The organism is Comamonas sp. AG1104 (genome assembly GCF_003350425.1).
Classification (GTDB): domain Bacteria; phylum Pseudomonadota; class Gammaproteobacteria; order Burkholderiales; family Burkholderiaceae_C; genus Comamonas; species Comamonas testosteroni.
This window is the reverse complement of the sequence record NZ_QQAS01000002.1, coordinates 339,616-360,377: the sequence shown is the minus strand read 5'-3', so window position 1 is coordinate 360,377 and position 20,762 is coordinate 339,616. Positions and strand designations below refer to the sequence as shown.

Genomic DNA, 20,762 nt, shown 5'->3' with positions numbered 1-20,762 from the left:
TATTCATGAAATTGATTCCCCCCTGTGGCGCTTTGCGCCTTCCCCCTGAGGGGGACGGCAGCTTCGCTGCGCGGCGGCGCTTGCTTGCTGCCTCTGGCATAGGGTGCGCCAGACAGTAGGGCTTATTGCAGCGCCTGCACGCCCGCCACCAGCCAGCCGCTGGTGCCACTCTTGGGCTTGGTCATGTTCCAGACTTCACGGAAGGGGCTGGGGCCTGCCGATGCCTCCTCGCGGATCATGCCGGAGAACTCGACGCTGGCCATATAGCCATTGCCCAGGTCTTCGATGCCCAGCAGTTGCGCATCGATCATCAACACATCGGTGTGGTTGGGCTCGCCCGCGCGCTGCGTCTCGCGCTCGGACAGCTGGCCGCGGATTTCCGTGAGCATCTCGTCGGTCATCATGGAGCGCAAAGTGGTGATGTCGGAACGATCCCAGGCCGACTGCAGCGTCACGAAGTTGCGCTTGGCTGCAGTGAGAAAGCCTTCGGCATCGAAGTCTGCAGGCACGCCCCAGTTCTGCGAACCCGACAGGGCAGAGCCGATCATGGAGCCGCCAGCTGCAGCTGCGGCTTCAGGAATATGGTTCTGTTCCCAAGGACGAGCCGACGCATCATTGCCCACTTTTTCGGGGTTGTACTGACGTGCCTGAGGTGCATTCACATCACCGCCCAGATTGCCTGCGCCCTGAAAGGCGAATGGACTGCTAGCGCTTTGCACGGCAGGCGCTGCCTTGCGACGGCGCATGATCATGCCGACCACCACCATGATCACCATGGCCAGCAGACCGAACATCAGCATATTGGCAAAGGCTTCGCCCATGCCCAGCGAGTTGGCCAGCCAGGCCAGGCCCAGGCCTGCGGCCAGGCCGCCCAGCATGGCGCCCCATGGCTTCTTGGGTGCAGCGGCCGGAGCCGCTGCAGGTGGAGCAGCACGGTTTTGCTGCGCCGCATTCTGCTGCCCAGCCTGCTGGGCATTCTGAGCGGGAGCACGAGACGCTTCGCGTTGAGTGACGTTGCCCGACTGCTTGCCCAACGATGAGCCACCGCCCATGCGTTTTGCATCGGCCTGACCATGTGCCACCACCAGCATTGCCACCAAGGCGATTGACCAAAGTTTCTTCATCTCATCTCCCTTCTTATAGAAAGTCGCTACAAATCTGCGCACAGGGCGCACTTAACACTTGATTCCCACATGCAAGGCACAGACGCCTCCTGTCATGTTGTGATAGTCCACATGGCCAAAGCCGCATTGCTGCATCAGGGCCTTGAGCTCCTTCTGGCCCGGGTGCATGCGGATGGACTCAGCCAGATAGCGATAGCTTTCGGCATCGCCTGCAATCATCTTGCCCATGGTCGGCAAAATCTTGAACGAGTACCAGTCATAGACCTTCTCCAGCGGTTTGGCCACCTTGGAGAACTCCAACACCAGCAGCTTGCCGCCGGGGCGCAGCACGCGGTTCATTTCCTTGAGCGCTGCATCCTTGTGCGTCATATTGCGCAGGCCGAAGGCCACGCTGACCAGATCGAAATAGTTGTCTGGGAAGGGCAGCTTTTCAGCATCGCAGACCAGCGTGGGCAGGATCACACCCTTGTCGGTCAGACGGTCACGCCCCACGCGCAGCATGGCTTCATTGATGTCGGTGTGCACCACCTGACCGCTGGCCCCCACCTTCTTGGAAAAAGCCAGGGACAGATCCCCTGTGCCGCCCGCGATGTCCAGCGCCTTGTCGCCTTCCTTGAGGTTGGCCACCATCAGCGTGTAAGCCTTCCAGGCGCGGTGCAGTCCACCCGACATCACGTCGTTCATGACGTCGTACTTGGACGCCACAGAGTCGAACACACCGCGTACGCGCGATGCCTTCTCGCTTTCATCAACAGTCTGGAATCCGAAGTGTGTGGAGCTCATAACAAAGAATGCTAAGCAGGCAGTGCTTGCGCGTACAGCGACAACCCCGTATGGCTACAGGCTTTGAAGCACTATGGTTTTTTGAAAGAATTCGCCTTGAGCGCTTATTTCACGAGCGCTTAAAGCTATTGGAAATATAGCACCAGCCTCAATAACCCTGTGCCGTACGCATGGGCTATGTGGCGTGTACGGGACGTTGCTGCCGGCTTTTGAGCCGACATGCAAGCCCCTGACAGTCAAAGCTCAATGCACGCTGCAGCCATGACCGCCGGCGCCCTTCTCGGGCATGGGCGTATCGCGATCCATCCCGGCTTCTTCAAGGCGCTGCAGATATTGCTGCCACAGAGCATCCTGCTGGCTGCCCAGCTGGTAGAGGTATTCCCAGGTGTACAGGCCGCTTTCGTGCCCATCGCTGAAGAACGGCTTGATGGCGTAGTTGCCCACCGGCTCTATGGTGTTGATGCCCACATCGCGCTTGCCGGTCTGCAGCACTTCCTGGCCCGGGCCATGACCTTGCACCTCGGCCGAGGGCGAGTACACGCGCAGCAACTCGAACGGGATGCGGAAAGTCTTGCCGTCCGAATAAGAGACCTCCAGCACGCGCGATGCACCATGCACGGTCAGCGACTGGGGGGTGGGAGTGTTGGCTTGCAGTCCTGCCATGGCTTTCTCCTAATCAATGCATAAAAGGGCAGCCTCAAGCTGCCCTTTGAATCTCCCGACGGAGACGAAAAACATCACGCGGCCCAGAGGGTCAACGCCTTTTGCAGCACTTCATCCACCTGCGGCAGCTGGCGGGCAATCTCAGCTTCGCGCTCTTCATTGCGCTCGCGCTGGGCCGCAGCCCAGACCGAAGCGGGAAAGTGGCTGTCCCAGTCATAGCGCGCAATCACATGCCAGTGCAGATGCGCCACCATGTTACCGAGAGCCGCCAGGTTGATCTTGGTCGGGGCCAGCTGCTCGCGCAGCACGCGCTCCACCAGGGCCACGGCATCCATGCAGACAATGCGATCCGTCGCGCTCAGATCCGAGAACTCGGCCGCATGATCATTCCAGACCACGCGATAGAAGGCCGGAAAGCCCTGCTCGGCGGCCCGGATCACACGCAGCTTGTCGCCGCGCCAGACCAGCGCACCGCCGTCGGCAGTGCACAGAGGACAATTTTCAACCAACATCTGAAATCTCCATTGCAATGCGTCTTACCCACATCACTGCGATGTGACCCCTGCGCAGGCCACAGACACCGAGCAAGGGCCTATGCCGGCCCCGCCGCCCCGCGCCGAGGGTGTCGCCCTCCTTTGGGAGAAGGCGCGAAGCGACTCAGGGGGCATCACACCAGCACGCGCTCGATACCGCCCTGGTTGGCGCGATTGACATACTCGGCCATCCAGTTCTCGCCCAGAATGTCGCGCGCCATCTCGACCACGATGTAGTCGGCTTCGAGCAGCCCGTTGTTCAGGTCGTTGCCATAGCGGCTCAGGCCCTGCAGGCAGCTGGGGCAGCTGGTCAGGATCTTGACGTTGTCCTGAGCGCCCAGCTGACCGTTGTCGCGCAGCGCGGCCTCGCCCTTGCGGATTTCCTCGGTCTTGCGGAAGCGGATCTGCGTGGAGATGTCGGGACGCGTCACGCCCAGCGTGCCGGACTCGCCGCAGCAGCGCTCGCTCTTGAGCACGTTGTCACCCATCAAGGCCTTGACGGTCTTCATCGGGTCCTGCTGCTTCATGGGCGTATGGCAGGGGTCGTGGTACAGGTACGAGCCCTTGTTCTGCAGCGTGATGCCCTTTTCGAGCAGATATTCGTGGATGTCGATGATGCGGCAGCCGGGGAAGATCTTGTCGAACTGGTAGCCCTGCAGCTGGTCATAGCAGGTACCGCAGCTCACCACCACGGTCTTGATGTCCAGATAGTTGAGCGTGGTCGCCACACGGTGGAAGAGCACACGGTTGTCCGTGATCATCTTCTCGGCCTTGTCGAACTGGCCCGAGCCGCGCTGAGGATAGCCGCAGCACAGATAGCCGGGCGGCAGCACGGTCTGCACGCCGGCATGCCAGAGCATGGCCTGCGTGGCCAGACCCACCTGACTGAACAGGCGCTCGGAGCCGCAACCGGGGAAGTAGAACACCGCCTCGGTATCCGACTTGGTGGCCTGCGGGTCGCGGATGATGGGCACGTAATCCTTGTCTTCGATATCCAGCAAGGCGCGCGCCGTCTTGGTGGGCAGACCACCGGGCAGCTTCTTGTTGATGAAGTGGATCACCTGCTCCTTGATGGGAGCCGTACCCACCGATGCGGGCGGATGCGCGGTCTGCTTCTTGGCAACAGCCCCCAGCACGTCGGCCGCCAGGCGCTGGGCCTTGAAGCCCACGCCCACCATGGCCGTGCGCATGAACTTGATGGTGTCGGGGTTGGTGGCATTGAGCATGGCCATGGCCAGCTTGTTGCCGGGACGGAAGCTCTTCTTGTCCATCTTGCGCAGCAGATTGCGCATATTCATGGTCACGTCGCCGAAGTCGATCTTGACCGGGCAGGGGTTGAAGCACTTGTGGCAGACCGTGCAGTGGTCGGCCACATCTTCGAATTCCTGCCAGTGCTTGATGGACACGCCACGGCGTGTCTGCTCCTCGTAGAGGAAGGCCTCCACCAGCAGCGAGGTGGCCAGGATCTTGTTGCGCGGTGAGTACAGCAGATTGGCGCGCGGCACATGGGTGGCACACACGGGCTTGCACTTGCCGCAGCGCAGGCAGTCCTTGACGGAGTTGGCGATGGCGCCGATGTCCGACTGCTGCATGATGATGGACTCATAACCCATCAGGCCGAAGCTGGGCGTGTAGGCGTTGGTCAGGTCGGCGAACATCAGCGACTCGCGCGGCGAACGGCCGTCGTGACTCTGGTGCGCCAGGGCATCCCACTCTTCGTTGCGGATCAGCTTGCCCTTGTTGAAGCGACCTTCGGGGTCCACACGCTTCTTGTAATCGGCAAACGGTGCCAGCTCGGCATCCGAGAGGAATTCCAGCTTGGTGATGCCGATGCCGTGCTCACCCGAGATCACGCCGTCAAGACTGCGCGCCAGCTCCATGATGCGGGCCACGGCTTCGTGCGCGGTCTGCAGCATTTCATAGTCGTCGGAGTTGACAGGAATGTTGGTGTGCACATTGCCGTCACCGGCGTGCATGTGCAGCGCCACCCAGACACGGCCCTTGAGCACCTTCTGGTGAATCTCGTTGACGGACTCGCGCAGCGGCTGGAAGGCAGCGCCCGCGAAAATCTTGGACAGCGGCTCCTTGAGCTGGGTCTTCCAGCTCGCACGAAGGCGGTGATCCTGCAGCTCGGGGAACAGCGTGGCCACGCCGTCCAGCCAGCCCTGCCAGAGCTCGCGCACCTCGGCCACCAGCGCCAGGGCCTGCTGCACGCGGTCTTCCAGCAACTCGGCGCTGGGGATGTCGCCGGCATCGTCGCTCTTGCCCAGAGGCAGGTCGGAGTGCCTGAAGAAACCGCTCAGCTCGTCGCAGAGCTTGAGCTTGTTGCGCAGCGACAGCTCGATATTGATGCGCTCGATGCCATCGGTGTACTCGGCCATGCGCGGCAGAGGAATCACCACGTCTTCGTTGATCTTGAAGGCGTTGGTATGGCGCGAGATCGCGGCCGTGCGCTTGCGGTCCAGCCAGAACTTCTTGCGCGCCTCGGCGCTGACGGCGGTAAAGCCTTCGCCGTTGCGCGAATTGGCAATGCGCACCACCTCGGCCGCCACGCGGGCCACTTCGTCGGCGTCGTCACCGGCGATATCGCCCAGCAACACCATCTTGGGCAGATGGCCGTTGCCCTTCTTGCTCTTGGTCGCGTAGCCCACAGCCTTGAGGTAGCGGTCGTCCAGGTGTTCGAGACCGGCCAGCAGCACGCCCGAGCGCTTTTGCTCGGCGAACATGTAGTCCTTGATCTCGACGATGGAGGGCACGGCATCCTTGGCATTGCCGAAGAATTCCATGCACACGGTACGCGTATGCGCCGGCATGCGGTGCACCACCCAGCGCGCACTGGTGATCAGGCCGTCCGTGCCTTCCTTCTGGATGCCGGGCAGACCCGAGAGGAATTTGTCGGTCACGTCCTTGCCCAGGCCTTCCTTGCGGAAGGTGTGGCCGGGAATGTCCAGGCGCTCGGTGCGCACATGGGTCTTGCCGTCCGCCTCGAAGTACTGCAGCTCGAAGCAGGCCATCTCGGCATCGTGAATCTTGCCGAGGTTGTGATCCAGACGCGTGACTTCCAGCCACTGCGCATCGGGCGTGACCATGCGCCAGGACACCAGATTGTCCAGGGCCGTGCCCCAGAGCACGGCCTTTTTGCCGCCCGCGTTCATGGCGATGTTGCCGCCGATGCAGGAGGCCTCGATGGAGGTCGGATCCACGGCAAACACAAAGCCGCCGCGCTCGGCCGCATCGGCCACGCGCTGTGTCACCACACCGGCTTCGGAGTAGATGGTGGGCACTTCGTGATCCACGCCGGGAATCATGCGCATCTCGACTTCGCTCAGCGCTTCCAGCTTCTCGGTGTTGATGACCACCGAGCGCCAGGTCAAAGGAATGGCGCCACCCGTATAGCCGGTACCGCCTCCGCGCGGAATGATGGTCAGACCGAGTTCGATACAGCCCTTGACCAGACCGGCCATCTCGGCTTCGGTATCGGGCGTCAGCACGACAAACGGGTACTCGACGCGCCAGTCGGTCGCATCGGTCACATGGGCCACGCGCGACAGACCGTCGAACTTGATGTTGTCCTTGGCGGTGTATCGACGCAGCGTCTTCTGCGCACGGCGGCGCAGCTGCTCTGCCTCGACAAAAGTGGCGTTGAATTCATGCACGGCGCGGTGGGCCGCTTCCACCAGCTGGCCCACCAGCTGATCGCGCAGCGCATCCTCATTTGGCTCGCGACGCTTGTCGATCTCGGCCAGGCGATGCTCCAGCGCCTCGACCAGCGACTTGCGGCGGTCGGGGTTGTGGATCAGATCGTCCTGAAGATAGGGATTGCGCTGCACAACCCAGATATCCCCCAGCACTTCGTAGAGCATGCGGGCAGATCGGCCGGTTCGGCGTTCCTGACGCAGCTGATTGAGCACATCCCACATGGATGAGCCCAGCAGACGAATCACAATCTCACGGTCAGAGAACGATGTGTAGTTATAGGGAATCTCGCGCAGTCGTGCGGGTTCGGCAGCCTGGGCCTGGAGGGCGGCAGCCAACGCAATCGGTACATTCATGGGGGTAGACCGTGTCGGGCGCCCTCTGTGTGGCACCCCTAAGCCAGTGGGATGACGATTTTAAGCGACGGCGGCTCAGCCATGCTTTGCTATGGGTTCTGAGTGGCCAGCCCTGCTATCGCCAAAGCAGCAAGCCCCTCCGGCATTCCCCAGGCGATTCGCCGCATGACAGTGCACAAAGGCGCTGCGAACCCGTTCACCGCTGCATGCAGCCCAATGGTAGATGAATCTTCCATAGGCTATTTAGACAAAAATCATACATTTCCGAATCAAAAACAACTCAATACGAAAGACTACCAACAACAAACGAAATGCCGTTGACCTAGAATGGCGCAGCTTCGCGCACCATCAGATGTCACCGGATCGTCATACAAAGGCTTGTGACTGCGGGTTCTGCCCATGGTGCGGCGCGTTGCCCATGCAAACAATGACATCCATATGTCATACGGATGACTTAGTGTGCATCACCGCATATTTCGTCAACGATCGTTAGAGGAGCCTTCATGCAATTCAAGCAACTGGCCATGGCCGCCGCCGTCGCCGCTACTACTTTCTCGGCACAAGCCGTCACCGAAATCCAATGGTGGCACTCGATGACTGCCGTGAATAACGAGTGGGTCAATGACCTGGCCAAGCAGTTCAACGAAAGCCAGAAGGATTACAAGGTCGTGCCCACGTTCAAGGGCGTGTACGACGAATCCATGACAGCCGCGATTGCAGCCTTCCGCTCGGGCAACGCCCCTCACATCCTGCAGGTGTTTGAAGTGGGTACCGCCACCATGATGGCCTCCAAGGGCGCGACCGTGCCCGTGGGCAAGGTGATGCAGGACGCCGGCGTCGCTTTCGACCCCAAGGCCTATATCCCCGCCGTGGCCGGTTACTACACGGCCCCCAACGGCCAGATGCTGAGCTTCCCCTTCAACAGCTCGACAACCATCTTCTACTACAACAAGGACGCCTTCAAGAAGGCCGGCCTGAACCCCGACGTCGCCCCCAAGACCTGGCCCGAAGTCTTTGCTGCCGCCAAGAAGCTCAAGGAAAGCGGCCACAGCTGCCCCATGACCCTGGCATGGCAAGGCTGGACCCAGCTGGAGTCCTTCTCCACCTGGCACAACGTGGAATTCGCCACCGAGCACAACGGTCTGAGCGCCAACGGCTACAAGGCGCGCATGAAGATCAACTCGCCTTTGCACGTCAAGCACATCGACAACCTGGCCGCAGCGGCCAAGGCTGGCGAGTTTGTCTACAAGGGTCGCGCCTCCACTTCCCAGGCTTCGTTCACCGCGGGTGAATGCGCCATGATCCAGACTTCGTCCGGCTTCTACGGCGATGTGGCCAAGAACGCCAAGTTCAACTACGCCCTGGCTCCCCTGCCCTACTATCCCGATGTCAAGGGCGCTCCCCAGAACACCGTGATCGGCGGCGCTTCGCTGTGGGTCATGGCCGGCAAGAAGGCCGAAGAGTACAAGGGCGTGGCCAAGTTCTTCGAATTCCTGTCGCAGACCAAGGTGCAGGCCGCTTCGCACCAGCGCACCGGCTACCTGCCCGTGACCATGGCGGCCTATGACCTGACCGAAAAGTCCGGTTTCTACGCCAAGCATCCCGGCACCGACACCGCCGTGACGCAGATGATCCGCAAGGTGACCGACAACTCGCGCGGCATCCGTCTGGGCAACTACGTGCAGATCCGTACCATCGAGGATGAAGAACTCGAACAGGTGTGGGCTGGCAAGAAGACCGGCAAGCAGGCGCTGGACTCCATCGTGAGCCGTGGCAACGAACTGCTGGCTCGCTTCGAGCGCTCCTACAAACAGTAAACCCTCCAGGCACCCGCAAGGGTGCCGCCAAGGCCTGCGGGGCCTTCAAACAAGGCTCTGCACCCCCAAATACCCCGTTGACTGCACCCAGGCTCCGGCGGTTTTTTTATTTGTAACTCCTCATGGAAAAACGCGTTCTTTTCCGATCCAAGTGGCTTCCCTGGGTGCTGATCGCCCCCCAGCTACTGATCATCGGCATCTTCTTCTTCTGGCCCGCCGGTCAGGCTGTGCTCCAGTCATTCCAGATGGAAGACGCGTTCGGCATGAGTACCGAATGGGTTGGCCTGGACAACTTCCGCCAGTTGTTCGCCGACCCCACCTATCTGAATTCCTTCAAACGCACGGCACTGTTCTCCGTGCTGGTGGCCGGCGTCGGCATTGCCGTTTCGCTGGCTCTGGCCATCTTTGCGGATCGCATCATCCGCTTTGCCATGGTCTACAAGACCTTGCTGATCATCCCCTACGCAGTGGCTCCCGTGATTGCGGGCGTGCTGTGGGTCTTCATGTTCTCGCCCTCCATCGGTGTGGTGACCCATTACATGGGCAAGCTGGGCTATGAATGGAACCATCTGATGAACGAAAACCAGGCCATGGCCCTGATCGTCATCACCTCGGTGTGGAAACAGATTTCCTACAACTTCCTGTTCTTCCTCGCCGGGCTGCAGTCCATTCCCAAGGCACTGATCGAAGCCGCGTCCATCGACGGTGCCGGCCCATGGCGCCGCTTCTGGAACATCCAACTGCCGCTGCTCTCGCCCACCACCTTCTTCCTGCTGGTGATCAACGTCGTCTACGCCTTCTTCGACACCTTCGGCATCATTGATGCAGCCACGCAGGGCGGCCCCGGCCAGTCGACATCGATTCTGGTCTACAAGGTCTACCAGGACGGTTTCAAGGCGCTGGACCTGGGCGGCTCCGCAGCCCAGTCCGTGATCCTGATGCTGATTGTTGTCGTGCTGACTGTGATCCAGTTCCGCTATGTTGAAAAGAAAGTGCAGTACTGATCATGGTCGATCGTAATCCCTGGCTTGCCTTCATCTCCCACGCCGTGCTGCTGCTGGGTGTGGCCATCGTGGCCTTCCCGCTGTATCTGGCGCTGGTCGCATCCACCCATACGGCGGACGCCATCGTGCAGTCCCCCATGCCGCTGCTGCCCGGCTCGCACATGTGGGAAAACTACCGCGAAGCCCTGCTCGGCTCGGGCAAGCTCGGCTCCAACACCAATGTCGTACAGATGATGTGGGTGAGCTTTGTCGTGGCCATGGTCATCACCGTGGGCAAGATCGCCATCTCGCTGCTGTCGGCCTTTGCCATCGTCTACTTCCGCTTCCCGTTCAAGATGGTCTGCTTCTGGGCGATTTTCCTGACCCTGATGCTGCCCGTGGAAGTGCGTATCCTGCCCACCTACAAGGTCGTGGCCGAGCTGGGCATGCTCAACAGCTACGCCGGCCTGACCCTGCCGCTGATTGCTTCGGCAACCGCCACCTTCCTGTTCCGTCAGTTCTTCCTGACCGTGCCGGACGAGCTGGTGGAAGCTGCCCGCATCGACGGCGCCGGCGCCATGCGTTTTTTCAAGGACATTCTGGTGCCCTTGTCCAAGACCTCGATTGCCGCGCTGTTCGTGATCCAGTTCATCTACGGCTGGAACCAGTACCTGTGGCCGCTGCTGATGACCACCTCGGAGGACATGTACCCCGTGGTGATCGGCATCAAGCGCATGCTGGCCGGCGGCGAAGCCGCTGTGGACTGGAACATTGTGATGGCGACCGCCATTCTGGCCATGCTGCCCCCGACAGCCGTGGTGATGCTGATGCAAAAGTGGTTCGTCAAAGGCCTGGTGGATACCGAGAAATAAAGCTCGCCCCCACTGCCTCCACCACCTTCTTTTGACCCATTGAACGAATACCTGGAATACCTCTCATGGCATCCATCTCCCTGAAGAACATCGTCAAGCGCTACGGCACCGGCAAGTCCGCCGTACCCGTCATCCACGGCATCAACGTCGAGATCAACGACGGCGAATTCATCGTGCTGGTCGGCCCCTCGGGCTGCGGCAAGTCCACCCTGCTGCGCATGATCGCGGGCCTGGAAGAAATCACCGACGGCGACCTGCTGATCGGCAGCAACAAGGTCAACGACCTGGAACCTGCCAAGCGCAATATCGCCATGGTGTTCCAGAACTACGCGCTCTACCCCCACATGAGCAACTACGAGAACATGGCCTACGGCCTGAAGCTCGCCAAGGTGCCCGAGGACGAGATCAAGCGCCGCGTGGACAAGGCCGCCAAGATTCTGGAGCTGAGCCACCTGCTGGACCGCAAGCCCCGCCAACTCTCTGGCGGCCAGCGCCAGCGCGTGGCCATGGGCCGCGCCATCGTGCGTCAGCCCCAGGTGTTCCTGTTCGACGAACCCCTGTCCAATCTGGACGCCAAGCTGCGCGGCCAGACCCGCCTGGAAATCCAGAAGCTGCACGCCGAGCTGGGCATCACCAGCCTGTTCGTGACCCATGACCAGGTCGAGGCCATGACCCTGGCCCAGCGCATGGTGGTGATGAACGGCGGCAATGTGGAGCAGTTCGGCACGCCCGAAGAGGTCTATCACACACCCGCCTCCACCTTTGTGGCGGGCTTCATCGGTTCGCCTCCCATGAACCTGCTCAAGCACTCGCCCAACGGCAAGCCCGGCATGATTCTTGGCATCCGTCCCGAGCATATCGACCTGGTGGAAGCCGGCGGCGTGGAGTTCAAGGTCCAGACCGTGGAACTGCTGGGCGCCGAACGCCTGCTCTACGGCAAGGTGGGCGACGAAGACGTCACCGTCCGTGTGGAAGAAGGCAAGCCCTATCCCAAGCCCGGTGACACAGCCCGCATCTCGGCGCGCGAAGACCGCCTGCACTGGTTCAATGCCGAAACCGGCAAACGCGCCTAAATCGAAACTCCCCCTGAGCGGCTGCGCCGCTTCCCCCTCTCTCGCTACGCGGGAGGGGGACGACACCTTCGCCGCAAGGCGGCTCTTGCTCGGTGTCTCTGAGATGGGTTGCGCCAGTTCTCATCGACGCGCCCAAAGCTACCCTGAAGTATGAAGCCGCAAACTTTGTTGGACTCACTATGACGAATGCTTTGAAACCCTGGCCCTATCCCCGTTGGGTGGCCCACCGCGGCGCCGGCAAGCTGGCACCGGAGAACACCATGAGCGCCTTCCGTCTGGGCGCGCAACATGGCTACCGCTTCTTTGAATGCGATGCCAAGCTCAGCCAGGACGGCGTGCTGTTTCTGATGCATGACGCCACGCTGGAGCGCACCACCAACGGCCACGGCATTGGCGGCGAACTCAGCATGGGCGAGATCGCCCAGCTCGACGCCGGCAGCTGGCACTCACGCGCCTATGCAGGCGAAGCCCTGCCCACGCTGGAAGCCCTGGCGCGCTGGTGCCTGGCCAACCATCTGCACCTGAATGTGGAAATCAAGCCGACCCCGGGCCAGGAGCTGGAAACTGGCCGCGCCTGCGGTGAGCTGATGCAGCGTATCTGGCCGCAAGCCGAGGTGCAGCCGCTGTTCACCTCGTTCAAGTCCGAATCGCTCAAGGGCGCCCGCGAGACCGCACCGCATATCCCGCGCGGCCTGCTGGTGGACAAGCTGGCCGACGCCAGCGGCGACGCCGACCTGAAGCTGGCCCTGGAGCTGGACTGCAGCGCCATGGTGCTCAACCATGCGCTGTGGACGCCCGAGCTGGTGGCCAAGGTACATGGCGCAGGCCTCTACTGCAGCAGCTACACCGTCAACGACCCATGGGCGGCACAGCGCCTGATCGACCTGGGCACGGACGGCATCATCACCGACCGCGTGGACCTTTTCAGCCCCGCGCAGACAGGCGAGCAGCTGTAAAACAGTAGCTGCTTACGCATATCCACTAAAAAATTCAGCATCAATCAATGCTGAATTCCTTTCAAATAAAGCGCAAGAAGCTTCTATATTCATAGCAAAACAAAAGCCCGGCCACCCAAAGTGGCCGGGCTTTTTTGCGTTCACCACCTCCAATACTGGCGCTGGCAAATCAGGGCAGCCGCGCAAGGGCCTAGGCACAGCGCCTCAGGGGGTGTCAATCCAGCTTCGTGCCGGAGGCCTTGACGGCGGCCGCCCAGCGCGGAGTCTCGCTGGCCAGGAACTTGCCGAAGGCCTCGGAGCCCAGGAAGGCCGGATCGGCGCCCTGCTCCACCATGCGGCTCTTCACATCGGGCAGGTTCATGACCTGCTGGAAGGCGTTGCTGAGCTTGGCCGTCACATCCTTTGGCAGGCCTGCAGGGGCGAGAAAGCCATAGAAGCCCACCACCTCGAAGCCCTTGAGGCCGGACTCTATGGCGGTCGGCACCTCCGGCAGTGCGGGGTTGCGCTCCTTGCTGGTCACGGCCAGAGCGCGCACCTTGCCCTGCTTGTGATAGGCCGCAGCCTGGGGAATGCTCTCGGCCATGAACTGCACCTGGCCACCGATCAGATCGGTGAACGCAGGCGCGCTGCCCTTGTAGGGGATGTGCACCAGATCCACGCCTGCGGCGCTCTTGAACATCTCGGGCACCAGATGGCTGATGCCGCCATTGCCGGCCGAGCCGAAGTTGATCTTGCCGGGGTTGGCCTTGGCATAGGTCATGAACTCGGTCAGCGTCTTGGCCGGCACCTTGTTGTTGACCAGCAGCGCCAGCGGCTGCATGGCGGTGCGGGCAATCGGCGTGAAGTCCTTGAGCGTGTTGTAGGGCAGCTTGCTGTAGAGCGCAGGGTTGATGACCATCACGCCGGTATTGGCCAGCATCAGCGTGTAGCCGTCGGCGGGCGAGCGCATCACGTCCTGCGCCCCCACGGAGCCGCCCGCTCCTGGCTTGTAATCCACCACCAGCGGCTGACCGAGCACGCCCTGCAGCTTGTCGGTCAGCAAACGGGCATGCTGGTCCAGCGGGCCGCCGGCGGGAAAGCCCAGCACGATGCGAATCGGCTTGGTCGGAAAGGCATCCTGAGCCTGTGCGCCTGCGGACAAAAGCAGGCCTGCGCCGGCCATCAGGCCGGCCAGTATGTTCATTGAAGTCTTGTTCATTGTTGTCTCCTTGGTTTTAGAAATCACCGGCCGCACAAAGCGCTGTCCGGGCAGTCTGATCGGTAGCCAGCCTGCGCTCGATAGCGGCATTCGAGCCATGATTTGAACCATGGCGGGAGCCGGCCGGCATAAAAAAGCGCTTCTCGAGGGAAGCGCTTGGGTGCCTGAGTGCAAAGCGGCAATCAGCGCTTGGGTTGCCAGGCCAGCGCCTTGTTCTGCTGCTCGGCCACCTGGGCAATGCTGAGCTTGTTGGCCGCTTCATCGCGGCGCTTGGCGGCATCACCACCCAGCTCCATGGCCGCCAGGTTGTACCAGAAGTAGGCCCTGGCATTGTCACGCGCCACGCCCTGGCCCTGTGCATAGACCATGCCCAGGTTGTACTGGGCAGCGGCATCGCCCTGCTCGGCCGCACGCTGATACCACTGCACGGCCTTGCCGTAATCGCGCGCAGCGCCCTGGCCTTCGGCGTACATCACGCCCAGGCGGTTCTGCGCACCGGAATGGCCTTGCTCGGCTGCCGCGGCATACCACTTCATCGCCTGAGCAGGGCTGGCTGCACTGCCCTGGCCGTCGGCATACAGACGCGCCAGGTTGAACTGAGCCGAGGCATCGCCCTTGTCGGCCGCGCGGCGGAACCACTGCATGGCCGTCGCATAGTTCTGCGCAACGCCACGGCCTTCGGCGTACAAGGTGCCCACGTTGTTGATGGCCGCTGCATGGCCTTGCTCGGCCGCCTTCTGATACCACTGCAGGGCCGTGCCGTAGTTCTGGGGTGTGCCCAGACCTTCGGCATAGATGGTGCCCAGGTTGTACTGGGCATCGGCGTGATTCTGGTCGGCCGCGCGCTGGAACCATTGCGCCGCATAGGCAGGGCTTTGCTCCACACCCAGACCGTAGAGATACAGACGGCCCAGATGGTTCTGACCGTCGGCATTCCACTGCTCGGCGCTCTTCTGGAACCAGGAAGCCGCCAGCTTGTAGTCACGCGGTACACCCACGCCATCCATGTACATGCGGCCCAGGCTGTTCTGGGCCCTGGCATCGCCCTGCTCGGCAGCGCGCTGCAGCCACTGGGCGGCCTGAACGGGATCCAGCTTCACGCCCACGCCGTCGGACAGCATGGAGCCCAGCTGGTTCTGCGCTTCCGCATGACCTTGATCGGCGGCTTTCTTGAACCAGTCTGCAGCCGTCATGTAGTTCACGGCCACGCCATTGCCCTTGATGTAGCGCTGGCCCAGCTCGAACTGGGCCGTCACATGACCTTGTGCGGCGGACTTCTCCAGCCACTGGGCAGCGGTGCTGAAGCTCTGGGGAACGCCCAGGCCTTCCTGATAGAGGTGGGACAGGTTGTACTGCGCCACGGCATTGTTCTGCTGCGCCGCGCGGCCGTACCACTGGGCAGCCTCGCGGTAGTTCTGCGGCAGACCCTGGCCGTTGGCGTACAACGCACCCAGGCTGTTCTGGGCGCCCGCATGTCCCTGGGCCGCGGCCTTGCGGAACCACTGGGCAGCGGTGGCTGCATTCTGGGGCACACCCTGGCCGTGCACATACATCTCGCCCAGCTGGTTCTGCGCCTTGGCATCGCCGCGCTCGGCAGCCTGCAGCGGACCGGCCGTGGAGGCCACACGCGCGCCTGCAATCGGCAGCGGGCCGTATTGCAGACGGCTGAATTCAAACTGGGGGCCCGATGTGGCGGCTCTGGAATCGCGCAAAAAATTCATGCGACCTTCCGCACCGGTTTGCGCGGATGCGCTCTGGGCAAAGGCCGCCAGACTCGACATGACCAGCGCTGCGATGGGAGTGAACTTCATTCCGGTACGATTCCTAGACGCTTGTTGTTACATCAGACATACGATGACACCAACCTGCGAGCGTAACTGATTCTGATAGCAGCTTCGATAAGGAATCCCTCAATCGCGGCATCCTAGCCACAGTTTTTTGACATTTGGCCGTGACATGAAAAAGCCCGGCAAAGCCGGGCCTGGAGCGATGGACAGGTTTCAGCCTCTGCTCATCTGCTGGCGCACATAGTCCGCCAGAACCTGCATGAGCTGGGCAAAATGCATGCGCAGCGGCTCGAAGCCCGCATTCGGCTCGCGCGTGTCCTCATCCATATAGACGGGGCGACGGATCTCGATCTGCATCGAGTGGCGATTGAGCTGCGGCTGGCCTATGCGCCCGATCAGCTCCACGCCCTTGTAGGGCTCGTTATAGGCCACGCTGTAGCCGAAGCCCTTGAGCGTATCGCCCACCAGATGGATGAACTCGGGCGCACAGGTCGTGCCGTCGCGGTCGCCCAGCACGAAGTCGGCCAGCGGCGGTGCATCGCTGCGTCCCAGTCGCTGATACACATCATTGGGCATGGAGTGCAGATTCAGATGCCACACAGCCCCGAAGCGGGCCACGCTGTCGTCGATGGCCTGCGCCAGCGCCGCGTGATAGGGGCGCCAGTAGCGCTCGATACGGTGCTGCACCTCGGCCGCGGTGCGCTTGCGCTCATACAGGGGAGTGGCCACGCCGGCCTTGCTGATGCGCTGCCAGATCAGGCCCAGCCCCTGCTGGGTCTTGATGCTGGGCGACAGCGGCACCGGCCACTCGCCTTCGATCTGCGCGGGGTCCAGGTCGGACTCGTTGCGGTTCGGATCGACATAGGTACGCGGAAAAGTCGCTTCCAGCAAAGTGGCCCCGAACTCGGGCCAGCGCTCCCAGAGCGCGGCCACATGCGTGTCCTCGCCACGGCGCAGCAGACTCATGGGCACGACGGCACCGAAATCCTCGGGATAGGCCGTGCCGCTGTGCGGCGAGTCGCAGACTATGGGCAGAACCTCGCCCCGGGCCGGATGCACCAGCACCGGCTCGGCCGGTCTGGCTTGCAGAAAATCAGGCAAAGACATTGATGCCTTCATCAGTCCAGCTTGATATTGGCGCGCTTGGCCACGGCCGTGTAGCGCTCGATCGCAGTCTTGATCTGCTTGGCAAACTGCTCGGGCGTGTTGCCCATGGACTCGCCGGAGATGGACTTCTGCTTTTCCAGGTAGTCGGGTGAAGCCATGACCTTGTGGGCCGCAGCATTGAGCTTGTCGATGATGGGCTTGGGTGTGCCCGCAGGCGCCACCAGGCCGAACCAGCCGCCGTCGCCCATCTGGGGGTAGCCCAGCTCGGTATAGGTGGGCACATCGGGCAGCACATCGCTGCGCTTGAGGGCCAGCACGGCCAGGGGACGCAGCTGGCCGGCCTTGATATGCGGCAGGGTCGAAGGCAGGTTGTCCGTCATGGCATTGACCTGTCCGCCCAGTGCATCGGTAATGGCCTGGCCCGCACCCTTGTAAGGAATGTGCAGCAGCTGGATGCCCGCGAGGTTCATGAAGTTCTCGATATTGGCATGACCGAGCGATCCCGTGCCCGGCGAGGCAAAGGTGTACTTGTCGGGGTTGGCCTTGGCCAGCGCGATGAACTCCTTCATGGTCTTGGCAGGCACGCTGGCGTTCACCACGAAGACGCTGGGCACGCTCATCACATTGGTGATGGGAGCAAAGTCCTTGATCGCGTCATAGGGCAGCTTGCGGAAGATGGCCGGGTTGGAGCCATGGGTGGACACCGTGGCCATGCCGATGGTGTAGCCGTCGGGAGCGGCCTTGGCGATTTCCGAAGCACCGATGGAGCCGCCGGCTCCGCCGCGGTTGTCCACCACCACGGCCTTGCCCAGTATCTGGCCCATCTTGTCGGCCAGCAGACGCGCCACCATATCGGTGGAGCCGCCCGCGCCAAAGGGCACGATCAGGCGGATGGGGCGATTGGGGTAGTCCGCTGCTGCATTGGCAGCGAACGCGGGGGACAGCGCGGCGGCCGCTGCGCAGGCGGCAATGGACGACAGAACGGTACGACGAATGGCCATGCGGCTTCTCCTTGGATCTCGTGAAAGACTGGTTATGGGTCGGCTCGGAGCGCTTCACCGAACGCTCCGACCTTTGTTTCATTCTGTGCCGCAGGCCGCGGCACGAAAAGCGACAAGACGGCACGCAAGTATTACCAACCGTCATAATTCAAGCCGTCATGCGCATGCACTCTCCGTCCCTGTCCGAACTTCACGCCTTTGCCGCGGCCGCCCGCCTGGGCAGTTACTCGCTCGCCGCGCAGGAGCTGTATGTGACGCAGGGCGGCATCAGCCGGGCCATTGCCAGGCTTGAGGAGCATCTGGGTTTTGCCCTGTTCGAGCGTCTGGGCAGACGCAACGCGCTCACTGCGGCAGGACAGGACTATCTGCAGGCGATAGAGCCTGCCGTGATGGCGATCGAGGCCGCATCAGCCGCCGCGCGCAGGCGCCGCCACGGGCCCCAGCTGCGTCTGTCGGTCATTCCCACGCTGTTCAGCCACTGGCTGATTCCGCGCCTGCCCGACTTCAACCGCCGTCATCCGCAAATCATGCTCTCCTTCGCGCCCTACCGGCGCGACGATCCGCTCAATGCGCCGGAGATCGATGCCTGGATTCGCGTCGGCAGCCAGCACTGGCCGGCAGGCGTGGAGGCCGAATATGTGATCGGCCGCGACCTGATACCCATCTGCCACCCGCGCGAGCTGCAGGGGCCGAACCCCATCCGCAGCGAGCAGGATTTGCTGAACCGCCCGCTGCTGTTCCACACCAACTACCCGGGCAACTGGGCCAGCTGGATGCAGGCCCGGGGCCTGAGCCAGCCCTGCCCCGCCCCGATCGCAGACTTTGAGACCGTGGCCCTGCTGGTGCAGGCCGTGGCAGCCGGCATGGGCACAGCCATGGTTCAGCGCTGCCTGGTGGAAGAAGATCTGGCATCGGGGCGCGTGGCTCTGGCGCTGGATGCCCCGGTGCATATCGAGCGCGGCTACTTTCTATGCCAGCAAGGCAGCCGCCCTCCGACGGAGGCCTTAAAGCAGTTTCGCCGCTGGATACTGGAGCAGGCCGGTCCCGGCGCCGTCAGCGACTGAGGCCCGGCCGGACACTGGCGCGAATACAACAGACACTCTTGAGTCAGATCAAGATTTCACGCAAAACTGCTTTCCAGCCAATGCGCCAATCAGCGCCAGGCTCTGGAAAGCACCCACTGGCAACAGGCACTTGTGCAGACCAGTGCGGCATAGCCGAGCATCTTGCCATCGCGTGAAAACAGACAGAGACTGGCCAGCAAAACCGCCGCACCCAATATGAAATTGATAGCTACCTGCACAATGAAGGATTGAGCCCCAGCCTTGTTTTGCTTGAATAATCGAGCGCAGACCGCCAGGCCCAGCGCGAGAAAAAAAGCCGGGGCGACGAAGTTGAGTAAATGATTCACGCTCGCAACAAAATCCATGGCAACAATCGATTCCAAGGCTTTGAGACCGGGGGGTGCCCAATCCGGTTCTAAATTTTATAATCCCCTGTTATGGCAGTCTGGGCTTTAGGTATCAATCACCACACGGCGCCGCTCGATATGCGGGGCCGTTTTGCGTTCGCGCTCGATCAGATCGCGCCGACGCTGCAAGGCCTGCGCGCATCCCTGTCCCACGCGGGCCGGGCTCACAGTGCCGTGGAAACCGCCATCCTCTCCACCTGCAACCGCACCGAGATCTACTGCGCTGCCGACGCCCCCGCCATGGATCACACCATGCACTGGCTGGCCAGCAGCGGCGGCGTAGCGCCTGAATTGCTGCGCCAGCACTCGTATCTGCTGCAGGACGGCTCGGTCGCCCGTCACGCCTTCCGCGTGGCCTCGGGCCTGGACTCCATGGTGCTGGGCGAGGCCCAGATCCTTGGCCAGATGAAGAACGCCGTGCGCGCTGCCGAGACCGCAGGTGCCCTGGGCACCACGCTCAACCAGCTGTTCCAACGCAGCTTTGCCGTGGCCAAGGAAGTGCGCAGCTCTACCGAGATCGGCGCGCACAGCATCTCCATGGCTGCCGCTGCCGTGCGTCTGGCCGGCCAGCTGTTCGAAGACCTGAGCAAGATCCGCGTGCTGTTCGTGGGCGCGGGCGAGATGATCGAGCTGGTCTCCACCCACTTTGCCGCCCGCAACCCCAGGCAGATCACCATCGCCAACCGCACCATGGAGCGTGGCGAAAAGCTGGCGGCCCAGTTCGGCGCCGGCACCATGCGCCTGGCCGACCTGCCCGAGCATCTGCACGAGTACGACGCCATCATCAGCTGCACGGCATCCACCCTGCCCATCATCGGCCTGGGTGCCGTGGAGTCCGCTCTCAAGAAGCGCAAGCGCCGCCCCATCTTCATGGTGGACCTGGCCGTGCCGCGCGATATCGAATCCGAGGTCAAGAACCTCAACGACGTCTATCTCTATACCGTGGACGATCTGGCAACCGTCGTGCGCACCGGTCAGGCCCAGCGCCAGGCCGCCGTGCAGCAGGCCGAGGTCATCATCGACACCGGCGTGCAGAGCTTTATGCAATGGATGGACCAGCGCAACCCCGTGGGCGGCGCGGTCTCGCTGATCCAGCAGGTCAATGCCCAGGCCGACGAATGGCGTGCGCTGGAAATTGCCCGTGCCAAAAAGCTGCTGGCCAAGGGCGAAGACATTGACACCGTGCTGGAAGCGCTCTCGCGCGGCCTCACACAGAAAATGCTGCACGGCACCATGGCCGAGCTGCACAAGGGCGACGCCGAAGAGCGCGCCCAGACAGCGGACACCGTCTCCCGTCTGTTCCTGCGCGCCAGCCGCAACCCCAGCAAGCTTTAGCGGCGCT

Annotated in this window: 18 protein-coding genes; 8 read left to right on the top strand and 10 right to left on the bottom strand. The window is 62.2% G+C overall.

Annotated features, from left to right (window positions below):
- Positions 1 to 122: 122 nt before the first annotated feature.
- From DFO48_RS06285 to DFO48_RS06265, 5 genes are all read right to left on the bottom strand, one after another.
- A complete protein-coding gene (locus DFO48_RS06285) occupies positions 123 to 1,124 on the bottom strand; it encodes a Tim44 domain-containing protein (RefSeq protein ID WP_003073948.1) in 1,002 nt (333 codons plus the stop codon).
- A 51-nt stretch (positions 1,125 to 1,175) separates the two neighbouring features.
- A complete protein-coding gene (gene ubiE / locus DFO48_RS06280; RefSeq protein ID WP_003065997.1) occupies positions 1,176 to 1,907 on the bottom strand; it encodes a bifunctional demethylmenaquinone methyltransferase/2-methoxy-6-polyprenyl-1,4-benzoquinol methylase UbiE in 732 nt (243 codons plus the stop codon).
- Positions 1,908 to 2,150: 243 nt separating this feature from the next.
- Complete coding sequence (locus DFO48_RS06275) at positions 2,151 to 2,570, bottom strand: gamma-butyrobetaine hydroxylase-like domain-containing protein (RefSeq protein ID WP_003073951.1); 420 nt, start codon at positions 2,568 to 2,570, stop codon at positions 2,151 to 2,153.
- Between the two features lie 74 nt (positions 2,571 to 2,644).
- Complete coding sequence (locus tag DFO48_RS06270) at positions 2,645 to 3,082, bottom strand: HIT family protein (RefSeq protein ID WP_003073954.1); 438 nt, start codon at positions 3,080 to 3,082, stop codon at positions 2,645 to 2,647.
- A 155-nt stretch (positions 3,083 to 3,237) separates the two neighbouring features.
- Positions 3,238 to 7,155 carry an FAD/FMN-binding oxidoreductase gene (locus DFO48_RS06265; RefSeq protein ID WP_114862877.1) on the bottom strand — a complete coding sequence of 1,306 codons (3,918 nt, stop codon included), beginning with the start codon at positions 7,153 to 7,155 and terminating at the stop codon, positions 3,238 to 3,240.
- A 102-nt stretch (positions 7,156 to 7,257) separates the two neighbouring features.
- Here DFO48_RS06265 and DFO48_RS25115 point away from each other — a divergent pair, with 102 nt between their 5' ends.
- The 6 genes from DFO48_RS25115 (at position 7,258) to ugpQ (ending at position 12,856) form a co-directional block, all read left to right on the top strand.
- Positions 7,258 to 7,476: a hypothetical protein gene (locus tag DFO48_RS25115; RefSeq protein ID WP_147282727.1), complete on the top strand. Its 219-nt coding sequence runs from the start codon at positions 7,258 to 7,260 to the stop codon at positions 7,474 to 7,476.
- 182 nt (positions 7,477 to 7,658) lie between these two features.
- The gene (ugpB, locus tag DFO48_RS06260) at positions 7,659 to 8,972 is read left to right on the top strand and encodes a sn-glycerol-3-phosphate ABC transporter substrate-binding protein UgpB (RefSeq protein ID WP_003073957.1); all 1,314 of its coding nucleotides are present in this window, start codon (positions 7,659 to 7,661) and stop codon (positions 8,970 to 8,972) included.
- A gap of 122 nt (positions 8,973 to 9,094) precedes the next feature.
- A complete protein-coding gene (ugpA, locus tag DFO48_RS06255) occupies positions 9,095 to 9,976 on the top strand; it encodes a sn-glycerol-3-phosphate ABC transporter permease UgpA (RefSeq protein ID WP_003065988.1) in 882 nt (293 codons plus the stop codon).
- 2 nt (positions 9,977 to 9,978) lie between these two features.
- Positions 9,979 to 10,827, top strand: coding sequence for a sn-glycerol-3-phosphate ABC transporter permease UgpE (gene ugpE, locus DFO48_RS06250; RefSeq protein WP_003065986.1), 849 nt, complete (start codon positions 9,979 to 9,981; stop codon positions 10,825 to 10,827).
- A gap of 65 nt (positions 10,828 to 10,892) precedes the next feature.
- The gene (locus tag DFO48_RS06245; protein ID WP_003073959.1) at positions 10,893 to 11,900 is read left to right on the top strand and encodes a sn-glycerol-3-phosphate import ATP-binding protein UgpC; all 1,008 of its coding nucleotides are present in this window, start codon (positions 10,893 to 10,895) and stop codon (positions 11,898 to 11,900) included.
- Positions 11,901 to 12,079: 179 nt separating this feature from the next.
- Positions 12,080 to 12,856, top strand: coding sequence for a glycerophosphodiester phosphodiesterase (ugpQ, locus tag DFO48_RS06235; RefSeq protein ID WP_114862875.1), 777 nt, complete (start codon positions 12,080 to 12,082; stop codon positions 12,854 to 12,856).
- Positions 12,857 to 13,070: 214 nt separating this feature from the next.
- Here the strand turns inward: ugpQ and DFO48_RS06230 are convergent, their stop codons facing one another.
- From DFO48_RS06230 to DFO48_RS06215, 4 genes are all read right to left on the bottom strand, one after another.
- Positions 13,071 to 14,054 (bottom strand): tripartite tricarboxylate transporter substrate binding protein, encoded by a 984-nt coding sequence (locus DFO48_RS06230; protein ID WP_233506337.1) that lies wholly within the window; start codon positions 14,052 to 14,054, stop codon positions 13,071 to 13,073.
- A gap of 182 nt (positions 14,055 to 14,236) precedes the next feature.
- Positions 14,237 to 15,865: an SEL1-like repeat protein gene (locus tag DFO48_RS06225; protein WP_003073964.1), complete on the bottom strand. Its 1,629-nt coding sequence runs from the start codon at positions 15,863 to 15,865 to the stop codon at positions 14,237 to 14,239.
- A 189-nt stretch (positions 15,866 to 16,054) separates the two neighbouring features.
- Positions 16,055 to 16,948 (bottom strand): N-formylglutamate amidohydrolase, encoded by an 894-nt coding sequence (locus DFO48_RS06220; protein ID WP_114862873.1) that lies wholly within the window; start codon positions 16,946 to 16,948, stop codon positions 16,055 to 16,057.
- A gap of 11 nt (positions 16,949 to 16,959) precedes the next feature.
- Positions 16,960 to 17,949 carry a tripartite tricarboxylate transporter substrate binding protein BugE gene (locus DFO48_RS06215; RefSeq protein WP_003058506.1) on the bottom strand — a complete coding sequence of 330 codons (990 nt, stop codon included), beginning with the start codon at positions 17,947 to 17,949 and terminating at the stop codon, positions 16,960 to 16,962.
- Between the two features lie 158 nt (positions 17,950 to 18,107).
- Between DFO48_RS06215 and DFO48_RS06210 the strand changes: the two genes are divergently transcribed.
- A complete protein-coding gene (locus DFO48_RS06210) occupies positions 18,108 to 19,013 on the top strand; it encodes a LysR substrate-binding domain-containing protein (protein WP_114862872.1) in 906 nt (301 codons plus the stop codon).
- 89 nt (positions 19,014 to 19,102) lie between these two features.
- Here the strand turns inward: DFO48_RS06210 and DFO48_RS06205 are convergent, their stop codons facing one another.
- A complete protein-coding gene (locus DFO48_RS06205; RefSeq protein WP_114862871.1) occupies positions 19,103 to 19,378 on the bottom strand; it encodes a hypothetical protein in 276 nt (91 codons plus the stop codon).
- A gap of 72 nt (positions 19,379 to 19,450) precedes the next feature.
- Between DFO48_RS06205 and hemA the strand changes: the two genes are divergently transcribed.
- Positions 19,451 to 20,755: a glutamyl-tRNA reductase gene (hemA, locus tag DFO48_RS06200; protein ID WP_003073973.1), complete on the top strand. Its 1,305-nt coding sequence runs from the start codon at positions 19,451 to 19,453 to the stop codon at positions 20,753 to 20,755.
- Positions 20,756 to 20,762: the final 7 nt, after the last annotated feature.